This window comes from Chitinophaga sp. 9-1-y (assembly GCF_059511905.2).
Window position 1 is genome coordinate 7,379,458 of sequence record NZ_CM197955.1, and the last position, 12,361, is coordinate 7,391,818.

12 protein-coding genes and 1 tRNA gene are annotated in these 12,361 nt (G+C 43.7%); 6 read left to right on the forward strand and 7 right to left on the reverse strand.

From position 1 onward, the window contains the following. The first annotated feature begins 41 nt into the window (after positions 1-41). A complete protein-coding gene (locus tag AC5ZC7_RS29375) occupies positions 42-719 on the forward strand; it encodes a carbonic anhydrase family protein (protein WP_496160973.1) in 678 nt (225 codons plus the stop codon). 127 nt (positions 720-846) lie between these two features. On the opposite strand, the gene AC5ZC7_RS29380 is transcribed toward AC5ZC7_RS29375, so the two are convergent. The 3 genes from AC5ZC7_RS29380 to AC5ZC7_RS29390 form a co-directional block, all read right to left on the reverse strand. Further along, positions 847-1,983, reverse strand: a complete 1,137-nt coding sequence (locus AC5ZC7_RS29380) for a methionine aminotransferase (RefSeq protein WP_496160974.1) — start codon at positions 1,981-1,983, stop codon at positions 847-849. A gap of 99 nt (positions 1,984-2,082) precedes the next feature. Then, complete coding sequence (locus AC5ZC7_RS29385) at positions 2,083-3,174, reverse strand: sugar phosphate nucleotidyltransferase (protein ID WP_496160975.1); 1,092 nt, start codon at positions 3,172-3,174, stop codon at positions 2,083-2,085. A gap of 2 nt (positions 3,175-3,176) precedes the next feature. Beyond that, positions 3,177-4,151, reverse strand: coding sequence for a KpsF/GutQ family sugar-phosphate isomerase (locus AC5ZC7_RS29390; RefSeq protein WP_496160976.1), 975 nt, complete (start codon positions 4,149-4,151; stop codon positions 3,177-3,179). A 156-nt stretch (positions 4,152-4,307) separates the two neighbouring features. Here AC5ZC7_RS29390 and recQ point away from each other — a divergent pair, with 156 nt between their 5' ends. The 3 genes from recQ to AC5ZC7_RS29405 all read left to right on the forward strand — a co-directional run bounded on the left by recQ (position 4,308) and on the right by AC5ZC7_RS29405 (position 7,464). After that, on the forward strand, positions 4,308-6,509 hold the full coding sequence (gene recQ, locus AC5ZC7_RS29395) for a DNA helicase RecQ (RefSeq protein WP_496160977.1): 2,202 nt from the start codon (positions 4,308-4,310) through the stop codon (positions 6,507-6,509). 32 nt (positions 6,510-6,541) lie between these two features. Then, positions 6,542-7,309: a DUF3050 domain-containing protein gene (locus AC5ZC7_RS29400; RefSeq protein ID WP_496160978.1), complete on the forward strand. Its 768-nt coding sequence runs from the start codon at positions 6,542-6,544 to the stop codon at positions 7,307-7,309. An 82-nt stretch (positions 7,310-7,391) separates the two neighbouring features. Next, positions 7,392-7,464, forward strand: a tRNA-Phe gene (locus tag AC5ZC7_RS29405). A gap of 119 nt (positions 7,465-7,583) precedes the next feature. Here the strand turns inward: AC5ZC7_RS29405 and AC5ZC7_RS29410 are convergent. The 4 genes from AC5ZC7_RS29410 to AC5ZC7_RS29425 form a co-directional block, all read right to left on the reverse strand. Continuing rightward, complete coding sequence (locus tag AC5ZC7_RS29410; protein WP_496160979.1) at positions 7,584-7,994, reverse strand: DsrE family protein; 411 nt, start codon at positions 7,992-7,994, stop codon at positions 7,584-7,586. Between the two features lie 41 nt (positions 7,995-8,035). Beyond that, the gene (locus AC5ZC7_RS29415; protein ID WP_496160980.1) at positions 8,036-9,010 is read right to left on the reverse strand and encodes a c-type cytochrome; all 975 of its coding nucleotides are present in this window, start codon (positions 9,008-9,010) and stop codon (positions 8,036-8,038) included. Continuing rightward, a complete protein-coding gene (locus AC5ZC7_RS29420; protein ID WP_496160981.1) occupies positions 9,007-9,708 on the reverse strand; it encodes a hypothetical protein in 702 nt (233 codons plus the stop codon). Before AC5ZC7_RS29420 ends, AC5ZC7_RS29415 begins: the two co-directional genes overlap by 4 nt. Before the next feature lie 255 nt (positions 9,709-9,963). After that, positions 9,964-10,776, reverse strand: coding sequence for a helix-turn-helix domain-containing protein (locus tag AC5ZC7_RS29425; protein ID WP_496160982.1), 813 nt, complete (start codon positions 10,774-10,776; stop codon positions 9,964-9,966). Positions 10,777-11,205: 429 nt separating this feature from the next. On the opposite strand from AC5ZC7_RS29425, the gene AC5ZC7_RS29430 reads away from it, so the two are divergent. Together AC5ZC7_RS29430 and AC5ZC7_RS29435 are read left to right on the forward strand one after the other, a co-directional pair. Further along, the gene (locus tag AC5ZC7_RS29430; RefSeq protein ID WP_496160983.1) at positions 11,206-11,571 is read left to right on the forward strand and encodes a nuclear transport factor 2 family protein; all 366 of its coding nucleotides are present in this window, start codon (positions 11,206-11,208) and stop codon (positions 11,569-11,571) included. A 127-nt stretch (positions 11,572-11,698) separates the two neighbouring features. Then, positions 11,699-12,232 (forward strand): cyclic nucleotide-binding domain-containing protein, encoded by a 534-nt coding sequence (locus AC5ZC7_RS29435; RefSeq protein ID WP_496160984.1) that lies wholly within the window; start codon positions 11,699-11,701, stop codon positions 12,230-12,232. Positions 12,233-12,361: the final 129 nt, after the last annotated feature.

Sequence of the window (12,361 nt, forward strand, 5' to 3'; positions counted from 1 at the left end):
ATATCTCCGTTCATTTTTCTCAATTTCAAAAAATGACAATCATGAAAACATTAAATAAAGTTTCTCAAGCCAATATAACACCTAAGAAAGCACTTGATTTATTGAAAGCCGGTAATGGCCGCTTTGTGGATAACCTGCGTATTAACCGCAACCTGCTGCAAATGGTCAATGATACTTCCGATGGCCAGTGGCCTATGGCTGCTATTGTTAGCTGCATGGACTCCCGCACCTCTGCTGAACTGATCTTTGATCAGGGACTGGGTGACATTTTCAGCATTCGTTTAGCCGGTGGCGTTATTTCCGATAACGTACTGGGTAGCCTCGAATATGCTTGTAAAGTAGCCGGATCCAAGTTCATTGTGGTATTGGGCCACACCAAATGCGGTGCTATCAAAGGCGCCTGCGATGCAGTAGAACTGGGCAACCTCACCGGATTGCTGAATAAAATTGCGCCGGCTGTTTTTGCAGAGAAAACCATCAAAAATGAGCGGAACTCCCACAACAGTCAGTTTGTGGAAGCGGTAAATCACATACACGTAGAACGTTCTGTACAAGCCATCATGGAGCAAAGCAACATTCTGCGCGACATGATTCAGAAAGGAGAAGTAGGCATTATTGGTGCGGTATACGACGTGGAAACCGGTGTAGTGGCATTTAAGGAGCATACGTTAATCCTTGAAACCGCGAAACCAGCTACACCAACGGCAGTAGCAGTGTAATAAAAATGCCTTTTATAACAGGGGAATAAATTTGCTTTTTCGTAGAAAAGAAGGAGGCTTTAATAACCCGTTTGATCCATTTATTTAAAGGCAATGGATCAAACAGTTATTAACAGCCTTCTTTTTTTTAAATGTGTACCAGTTTTGCAGCGGCCTGCTCCAACGTTGTTTGCTTTTTAGCAAAACAAAAGCGGATCACATGATCATCTTTTCCATCCTGGTAGAAAGCAGATACCGGGATCACGGCCACGCCAAAATCTTTGGTGAGGCGGATCGCAAAATCTTTATCTCCTTCTTCCGAAATCCGGTCATACTTCATCAACTGAAAATAGCTTCCTTCGCTGGCCAGCGGCGTAAAGCGGGTATCTTTCATCAATTTCAGGAAATAATCCCTTTTTTGCTGGTAAAATGCCGGCAGCTCCAGGTAATGCGAAGGCGTTTCAAGGAACTTTGCCAATCCATATTGCATGGGGGTATTCACAGAAAAACACAGGTATTGATGCACCTTCCGATATTCCTTCATCAGGTGCTCCGGTGCCACACAGTATCCCATTTTCCAGCCGGTGTTATGGAATACTTTACCAAAAGAAAATGTCACAAAGCTGTTACGGTAAATAGCCGGATAGCGCAAAATACTATGGTGTGTGGCGCCGTCAAAAATAAGGTGTTCGTATACTTCATCGGAAAGGACCAGCAGGTTAAACTCTTCTACCAGCTTTTCCAATTCCGCAATATCATTTTCCTGCAAAATACTACCAGTAGGATTATGCGGGGTGTTCAGCATAATCATTTTAGTGCGGGATGTAATCTTACTCCGTACTTCTGTCCAGTTGATGCGGTAATCAGGAAAAGAAAGTGATATCAGTACCGGTGTTCCACCATTTACCAATACGTTGGGAATGTAGCTGTCGTACGCAGGTTCAAAAATGATGACTTCATCACCCGGACGTATACACGTAGCAATCGCCGTGAAGATGGCATAGGTTCCTCCGGGAGTAATGGTAATTTCTGTGTCCGGATTAACGGATTGCTGATAGAGGCGACTTATTTTTTCTGCGATGGCAGAGCGAAGTGGCATTAGTCCCGGCATGGGAGCATACTGGTTATGACCTTGCTGCATGGCCTCGTTAACCATTGCTTTCAGTTCATCGCTGCAGTCATAATCCGGAAATCCCTGGGAGAGGTTAATGGCTTTGTGAGTGGCCGCCAATGCGGACATGACGGTAAATATGGTAGTGCCTACCTGGGGCAGTTTTGAGATCATTTCCTGTTTTTTGATATTGAAATTTAGGTATTTCGTGTTAAAAGCAAATGGCTTTCGGCTGCTAAATATCTAAATTTCAATATCAAAAAGAGAAAAATATTAGAGGAACTTTTCGCCTTTATTGCGTTTTATTTCCCCTACGTATTCTTTAATCTGTTGTTCATTTTCTTTTTTGCAGATGAGGAGTACATCGTTGGTATCGATCACGATGAACTCATCGAGGCCCTGCAGGAGTACGAGTTTTTCGTTGGGTACTTTGATCATACACTTGGTAGCATCGATCACCACTACGTTTTTGCCTTGTACCGCATTGCCGAGATAGTCTTTTTCCAGGTTTTCATAGGCAGAAGCCCAGGTGCCAAGATCGCTCCATCCGAAATTGGAAGGGATCACATACACGTTGTTGGCTTTTTCCATGATACCATAGTCGATAGAGATGTTGGTACATTGTGGATATACTTTCTCTATTGCTTCCTTTTCCTGTGGCGTATTGAGTGCCGGAGTAGCCTGTTCAAACAGCTCATCTATTTCCGGCAGGTATTGTTTAAATGCGGCCAGGATGGTTTTCACATTCCATACAAAGATGCCGGCGTTCCAGAGGAAATCACCGCTTTGGAGGAAGGTTTTAGCCAGTTCCAGGTTGGGTTTTTCTGTGAAGGTTTTCACCTGGTACACATTGTCAGATACCTGTTGTGGTTCAAACTGAATATAGCCATAGCCGGTGTCGGGCCGGGTAGGCTTAATACCCAGGGTTACCAGGGCACTGTTTTTCTGTACAAACAGCAATGCGTTGAGGCATGCGTTGGTAAAGGCCGGGCCGTCCATAATCAGGTGATCTGCCGGCGCGCAGATAATGTTGGCCAGTGGGTCTTGTTTATGGATTTTATGGGAGATATAAGCCACGCAGGGAGCAGTATTCTTGCGGGATGGTTCACTCACAATATTGGCAGCTGGCAGTTCTGGTAACTGTTCGCTTACTTTGTTGTTATATTGGTGATGTGTTACCACAAAAATATTCTCCTTTGGAATGAACTGGGCGAATCGCTCATAGGTCCATTGGAGAAGGGTTTTCCCGGTATTCAGGATATCCAGGAACTGCTTTGGATTATCTGTGCGGCTGTGGGGCCAAAAGCGGCTACCAATACCTCCTGCCATTATTGCCACATAAAAATGGCTGTTGAGCTGTGTCATTTCTAAATAATTCCTTCTCTGATTAAATCATGTAAGTGAATAATACCTTGATATCGCTCTCCGTCCATTACCAGCAGTTGGGTAATATCGTGCTGGCGCATCATTTCCAATGCATTGATAGCCAGCTGATCCTGCTGAATTATTTTTGGGTGCAGCGACATAATATCTTTGGCCGTTACAGCTGCTGTTGGAACATTTTTCTCCAGCATTCTGCGCAGGTCTCCATCTGTAATGATGCCTTTTAATAGTCCGTTTTCATCTACTACTGCTGTTACACCCAGCATTTTGGATGAAATTTCCACGATTACTTCTCTTAGCGAACTATTGAGCAATACTTGTGGCGACTGATGTAGTTTGCTGAGGTCCCCCACTTTGAGATACAGTTTTTTGCCCAGGGCGCCACCGGGGTGGAACTTTGCAAAATCAGCTGCCGTAAATCCGTGCCATTCTATCAGGCATACCGCCAGCGCGTCGCCCATGGCAAGTTGCGCAGTGGTGCTGGTAGTGGGTGCAAGGTTGTTAGGGCAGGCTTCCTGACTAACAGTGGTATTGAGTACAAAATCGGCTTCCTGGGCTAAAAAGGAGCTTGTATTCCCCACCATGGCGACCAGGGTGTTGCCAAAATTCTTCACCAGGGGAACCAGTACTTTTATTTCTGCAGAAGTACCGCTTTTGGAGATGCATAACACGATATCTTCTTCCCGTATCATACCCAGATCTCCATGGATAGCATCTGCCGCGTGCATGAAAAGTGCAGGGGTGCCGGTAGAATTTAATGTGGCCACTATTTTCTGGGCAATAATGGCACTTTTCCCGATGCCGGTTACTACCAATCTTCCCTCACATTGTGCTATTCTTTCAACAACTTTCTCAAAATCTGCATCTATAAACTGTTGCAAATCATTAATAGCTGTTGCCTCCATCGCAATTGTGCGCCTGGCTACCTGTCCTATATTGATAGTTTGATTCCTTTTCATGACGAATTACAAATTTATCATTTTTTAGTCAGCACTGATGCGGTCCAGTAATTTATATTGATACTCCGCGCTTTTTTAAGTAACTTCGTGTCCCCTAAAAAACATATAAAATTATTTCGTCATTTGTTGGTTCTTTAGAGTTAAAATTTGAATGCAATGGCTGTTGTTAAGGAACGTTTGATGGATGCATTACGCGAACACTTCGGGTTCGATTCCTTTAAAGGAAATCAGGAAAAAATTATAAATAGCATCCTCTCAGGCAAAGATACTTTTGTTATAATGCCAACTGGTGGAGGCAAATCACTATGCTACCAACTACCGGCGTTAATGAGTCCAGGGTGCGCGCTAATCGTATCACCACTGATTGCGCTGATGAAAAACCAGGTAGACCTGGTAAGAGGCTACAGCAGTAAAGACAATGTAGCCCACTTTTTAAACTCCACCTTATCCAAGGCGCAGATAAAAAAAGTGCGGGCCGACCTGACCGCAGGTAAAACCAAACTGTTATATGTAGCTCCGGAAACGCTCACCAAACAGGAAAACCTGGATTTCTTCCGGGAACTGGAGATTTCATTTATTGCGGTAGATGAAGCCCACTGTATTTCTGAATGGGGCCACGATTTCCGCCCGGAATACCGCCGTTTGAAGGAAATGATAGACCAGATCAGTGATAACCTGCCCATCATTGCCCTTACCGCCACTGCTACCCCTAAAGTACAGAGCGATATCGTTAAAAACCTGGGGCTGAATAAAGCCAATATCTTCATTTCTTCTTTTAACCGTCCCAACCTGTATTACGAAATCAGGACCAAGCGCAAGAAAGAACAAACCATCAAAGATATTGTCAAGTTCATTCACCAGCATAAAGGCAAAAGCGGTATCATTTACACGCTAAACCGTAAAACCACCGAAGAACTGGCAGATATGCTGGTGGCCAACGGGGTGAAAGCGGTGGCTTATCATGCCGGCCTCGATCCTACTACCAGGGCGCAGCGCCAGGACATGTTCCTGCACGAAAATACAGAAGTCATTGTGGCCACTATCGCCTTTGGTATGGGGATAGATAAGCCAGATGTACGTTTCGTTATTCACTATAATATTCCGAAAAGCCTGGAAAACTACTACCAGGAAACCGGTCGCGCCGGCCGCGACGGGCTGGAAGGAATCTGTGTCTGCTACTATTCCCACAAAGATGTGCAGAAACTGGAACACCTGATGCGCGATAAATCGCTCAGCGAACGCGAAATGGGCGCACAGCTCATCAACGAAACCGTGGCCTACGCAGAAAGCGCCGTATGCCGCCGCCGGGTGATTCTGCATTACTTCGGTGAACACTTCGAAACAGAAAATTGCGGACAATGCGACAACTGCCGCAATCCGAAAGAAAAAATTGAAGTGAAAAACCGGGTAGTGATCATGTTGAAAGCCATTCGTGCCCTCGAAGAACGCTTCGGCAGCGAATACGTGATCAACATCATCACCGGTAAAACCTCCCCGCAAATCAACACCTACCGCCATGACCAGCTGGAAGTGTTTGGAGAAGGAAAAGAATTCGATGCCCATTTCTGGAATTCCCTCATGCGTCAAATGATGCTCGAAGGACTGATAGAAAAAGATATAGAAGAATATGGCCTGCTGAAAGTCACCGACAAAGGCACCAAATTCCTCAAAAAGCCCTATTCCATCATGGTGGCACTGAATCATCAATTTGATGAAGATGCCCTGGATGACGAAGAGGAAGCAGCCGCTGAAGCACAAGCTTCCGCTGATCCGGCATTATTTGAAATGCTGAAAGAACTGCGCAAAAAAGTAGCGAAAGAAAAGAACCTCCCTCCGTTCGTTATCTTCCTGGAAACTTCCCTGGAAGATATGGCTACCCAATACCCAACGTCTACACAAGAACTGGAAAAAATCCAGGGCGTGAGTAAAGGTAAAGCCATCCGTTACGGAAAACAGTTCCTGGACGTGATTACCCGCTATGTTGCCGAAAATAACATCACCAAACCTGATGACTTTGTCATGAAAAGCGTGGTGAATAAAAGCGGCATGAAAGTATTTATTATCCAAAATATCGATAAGAAAATACCGCTGGAAACCATCGCCAAAAACAAAGAATTATCCCTCTCCCAGTTACTCGACGAAATGGAAACCATTGTAGCCAGTGGTACCAAACTCAACATCGACTACTGCCTGGATGAAGAATTGGACGACTACGCCCAGGACGAAATCATGGAGTATTTCAAAGGTTGTGAAACCTCCAGCCTGGCACTGGCAAGAGAAGAATTAATTGAAAACGATTATACGCTGGAGCAATTAAAACTGATGCGTATTAAATTCCTGGTGGTATACGGCAACTAAACCGTTACCCCCAGTATCACAAATCATTAGAAATGAGTATTCAAAAAATACAGGAAACCATTGCGGCCAACAGGCAAAAAGTTGTGGCACACCCATTATACGCGGAACTGCAAACACTGGAAGACATACGTACCTTCATGCAGTACCATGTTTATGCCGTTTGGGATTTTATGTCGTTACTCAAAGGGCTGCAACAACAGCTCACCTGCGTAAATGTACCCTGGGTACCTGTAGGCAGCGCTGCCACCCGCTATCTCATCAATGAAATTGTTACCGGCGAAGAAAGCGATGTGGACCAGGCAGGCAACCGCTGCAGCCATTTCGAATTGTATGAGCTGGCCATGCAACAGGCCGGCGCCGATATTGGTAATATAAAGGCGATTATAGCCGATGTAAGGGCCGGAAAGCCTATCCACCAGATCCTGGAAAAATCTTCGCTTCCTAAGGCTGTAAAAGGCTTTTTAGGCTTTACTTTTGATGTAATTGCCACCGGCAAGGCACATATCATGGCTGCCGTATTTACTTTTGGCCGGGAAGATCTTATTCCTGATATGTTCCTGGCACTGGTAAAAGACCTCGATCAGAAATTCCCCGGTAAGCTGGATACCTTCATTTATTATCTCGAAAGACATATCGAAGTAGACGGTGATCATCATAGTCATTTGGCTATGCAAATGGTCACAGAACTTTGTGGCGCAGATGAAAATAAATGGGAGGAAGCCGCCCAATACGCCCAGCAGTCGCTGCATTGGCGCCACGAACTATGGAGCGGAATCCTGCATGAAAAAATAATTTTATAAGTTTTTTCAAAAAATATTTTGCAATTCAAAAGATTGTATTACTTTTGCAATCCCCTCACGAGAGAGGGCAACAAAAAAGGATGGTGCGGTAGCTCAGTTGGTAGAGCAAAGGACTGAAAATCCTTGTGTCGCCGGTTCGATCCCGGCTCACACCACGAAAAAAAGGTCATCGAAAGATGGCCTTTTTTTATGCCCGGAAATGTTTATCCAACCCGGGTTTCAGCATTTATGACGCCTCACGGAGCTCTGACCTCCGCAGGCGGATCTCAACTTATTACTGCGCCACTTTGATATACCCCCACCCTTCATGCTGTTTGGTGATTATTTCATAAACAGCATCTGGTACTACTTCTACACCAGGAATCAATTCACTGGCAACTTTATTATTCCGCTTCATAGTAGCTCCACATACTTTTACACTCACTTTTTTATTGTTCAGTAACTTCATGAGGGCCGGCGTTATTTTGGATTTATCTTTCAATACCATATCCAATGCATCGCCGTAAACGGCCAGTTCCAGCTGCGCATCAGGACTACCTTGCAGGATTCCGTTCATTTGTCGTATTACGGTATTATGATCTTCTACTGACTTACTGGTAATATCAAATACTACCTTGTAATCGGCCTGGGCATAAGATACGAGGTATCCAAGCAAACATCCCACAAATATGAATAGCTTTTTCATGATCATATTTTTACTTGAAATGATGAATATTAACAGGTAGTTTATTGAACGTGCCGCTTATCTTTTTGATCCCGGATAGGACCAAAAGGACCGTATTTATGTTGTTGCTCAGAAAAGGTATCGTTGAATGGTCCGAAAGGATAATCCACCGGCTTCGTACTTACTACAGGCCAGTCTTCAGGAAACGCTTTATAAGGACGCGGTTGTGAATTTACGAAGGCTGCTACATCCCACGCTTCTTCGTCGGTTAATTGTGGTTTACTATAGTCCGCTCCAAAAGGCATATTGTTTTTTACATACCCGGCGAATCTCGATATCCTGTAAATTCCTGCGCCTGTATTATAACTTTTCGCCCCCCACAAAGGCGGATACTCAATCGCCAACGTATCTGATGATATCTTTCCTTCTCCATTCTCTCCATGACATGTGCTGCATTTCTGTACATATACCCGCTTACCTTTTGCGGTATCTGTTCTTCTTTCGAGGTAGGCTAATTCTTTTATTCCGCTTCCGGGAGGTTTGTATCCCTTAGGTACCTCTTTCCCGAGCCATTGTATGTAAGCTATAATCGCCCTAAGCTCCCGGCTGTTACTGTCGAGGGCACTGCCATTGAGGCTTCGGATCAAACAATCATTCACTCTTTTTTCTATTGATTCAACCGTGCCGCTCCTTTCCCTGAATTTCGGGTACGTAGATGCCGTGCCTCCGTAGTTGTTCCCCCAGCGTTTGGTACCCGCATCCAGGTGGCAATTCTGGCAATTCATACCATTGCTGATGGCCGCTATTTTCCCTCCTGGTCCCAGGTATATGGAAGTATGCACAATAAGATCCCTGCCATAAAGGATCATCGCTCCATTTGGTGCATATGGAATCATTGCTGTATCGGGAGCAACCCACAACATTGTTGTTGAATTACGTCCGCTTTTAGCCTGGTAGGCGAAAAACATTTTAATAACAACCAGGATCAATCCCAGTAACACCATCCCCAACAACACCCAGAAAAAAATCTTTTTCATCCTGCAAAACAGTAGCCGCAATTTCGTTCCTGAGCCCGGCCTACCGCCCACACCCCGGAAGGCACTAATTGTATTCCCGGTAAAATTCCATCTATCCATTCTTTCTTAACCTCGGCAGCGTCGAGCGACATACTTTGTGCCACCACTGCACTATACACCGTAATCGCCATGTTACATACACAGAATAATACGCCACTGGCCTGTAGTTCATTGATACCAATTGCTACATCGCCAATACCTGGCACCTTAAAATCTCCTGGTTTAGGCTCCCAGAATGGGTTTCTGACCGCCGGCGCTTTTGTGGCAGGATCGTCAGCCTTAAATACCTCTCCAAATTTATACTTGGCCCATAGCTCACTTTTCATAGCATATGGAATCCCGTCGTGACGTAACACCACCACCACGCAGCAGTCTTTTTCGGGGGTGCCCGTAGCTGCGTTGGTCAGTAAAAACACCTTAGGCCAGGCAAAAGGCAGTATGTCATGCGGACGAACTACATCCAGCACCATTTTATGTTTCCCCTTGATTTTATTCAGCCATGTTTCGGAGTCTTCAAGAACAATTTTATTTCTTTCGGGGGTAAATGCCGCCTGCATGTCCAGAGGAACAAAAGATGGTATGCTCAACATCGTTGCTCCTGCAATGATTTTCCCAAGAAAATCACGGCGGTTGGTTGCATCGTTTTCGATATAACTCATATGATTGCTATTTTGGTGAATGCAATATTTACCGATAACACCTGCTATTGCTGATAGCAGGCTGTCAATAGTTCAGCATTAAAGGATAGCAGGAGTTCAAGGAAATGGTCAAAAATATCAGAAGATACATTTTCGACACAATTAATACGGCTAAATCGTCTACCAATGTTATCATTGCTTAACCATATTAACCCTGGGAAGTGATGCTAATTTAGGAAAATAAGAATGGGGACTATCGGATAAAAGTGACAAAATTTAAATCCCCAACGCCAGTTCCAGGCTGCTGCGGAAACCAGGATATTCATGCGGTAAACATCCCGCGAAATGTCTGAATTCATTGATAAAATGAGTTTGGTCGCTATACCCGAAGCGGTTCGCCAATAAACACCATTGAATTTTTCTTTCTCTTTCCATGTATTCAATCGTTCGTCGGAAGCGCACAATGCGACAAAATGTTTTCAGGTGGAGTCCAGTTTGTTCCAGGAAATTTCTTTCTAAAGTACGTTTAGTAAGATAAGCTACGGATTCCAGTTGCCGGATGGTAATATTACCATCTGCGGCATATATCATTCGTATCGTCTCATTCAGATTTCTTGAATATTTTCTTTCGCTTAACAACTGCCTGATAAGAAATCCTTCCAAGATAGCAACCTGTTGTTCTCCGTTACAGCATTCTCTTAGCTGCTCCCCTAATTCACGCATTTGAGCACCGACAATAACTGATAGATCTATGCTTTTATTGGTGAAGTTAGTTGCCGGAATATGAAAGAGGGTAAACCAGGCGCCAGGCTTAAAATTTACCACAAGATTTTTCATTCCCATATAAATGCAGCGTTCACAAACCATATCATTGGGACCTGTAATACTTTCTGATGCTACATACTCCTTATTAGTAACATCATAAACCTTATCTGGCGGACCTAAATTAAATTCCAGACTTTGGATAAGATGTGGCAAGATGGTCATCTTCTGGCTGTCTTCTTCCCGGAAATCACTTTCCAGTATTAAGGAAGAAAGGATATAATCCTGCAATAACCTGTGGGGTCGGAAAGATTGCACCTTGAACATATTCAAATGCTTATAGATAACTGATATCTTAAATACTAAACTACGCTGAAATAGTTAATTGGTAGATAGTAGCTGGAGCCAAACATGAATTCACATGGCAAATATAAGCATCATTATTCTTCCCGTGAATGCCGGTTCGATCCCGCTCCCTCCACAGAAAAGGGAACATTACTGTAAAAAGTATTGTTCCCTTTTTTATTTCCCTAAGAGCTGGACCAGGCCCATCGTTTGACGGAATACTTCACTCCTCCAGGGGGCAACACGCTGCTTTTCCCCTGTTATATGGTATCACGGGCTGCTTTTCCCCTGCAAACCTGGAAAAATTAAAAAATATTCGTTTTTTTTAAAATTGTTGTCACGTTTTCATGCTCCCACCTCTCTTTATATCATAACAACGCAAACTATTAAATCACCGTAAAGAGATCAAATATGTCAAACAAGATAGAACAAGCCATCACCAACTTCGTAAAAGGCGGCGACAACAGCGATGTAGCATTATTAGACAAAGTATTACATAAGGACTTCCGGGTTACCAACAATGGTTTTATGGGAATACCTGGTGTAACTATTATTGATAAGGAAAAGTACCTGCAAAATATAAGGGAAGGCATTTTCGGCGGCCTGCCGAGAAAAATGGAGATTGAAGCGATTGAAGAAAATGGCACCATAGCCATGGTGAAACTACGCCTGGAAAGTTCAGAAAACTATTTTGTTTCTTACAACTCACTGGTACTGGATACTGATAACGAATGGCGACTCGTCAATAACCTGGCGGTAGTGGAAGCAAAAAAATAAGAACCAGGAACTCACACGGCAAGTGTTATTACAAAGCACCAAAATTATTTGAATTACCAATAAGCCAACCTTACCTTTGGCTTATTAGTAATTCAAATTGTTTGCTGCAATAGAAAATATAGTCGAAATGGCAAACTTGCCTAACGAGACAGCGGAGCTTCTCACCAGGCACATTGTTTTCGTGAAGGCTCCTAAAGGAAATATGCTGATTCGGCCCGGACAACGTGCTGACCATCTCTACATTATTGAAAAAGGGTTTGCACGGATATTTTCGGTGATTAACGACAAGGAAATTACCACCTTGTTTGCCAGGGAAAACGATATCATAACATCAACTTATGCACTGTTTACACAAACTACCAGCAATGAAAATGTTGAAATATTAGAAGACTCCATTCTATTAAAAATAAATTACTCAACGTTTGTTAAACTATGCAGCGAACACCCACATCTGTTCACCTTATACCAGTTTTTGATGGAGAAGTACTATCTCGCTTTGGAAGAAAGAACTTTGTCCCTTCAATTTGACAATGCTTTGGAACGTTACCGCAAACTTATTTCGCAGTTTCCCTTCATCCTGCAAAGAGCATCTCTCACCTCAATAGCATCTTTCCTGGGTATGTCTCCGGTAACACTGAGCCGTATGCGTGCCCAACGCTGACCGTTTTTAGCAAATGCTAAAAAATCATCTTCTTGCTGCATTTAAATTTGCCTTACCAAAAGACATTGAAGTTGTTCAATGCTGCTTCTATACACCTTGCTGGCAATAATGGAACTATTCAAAATGCTA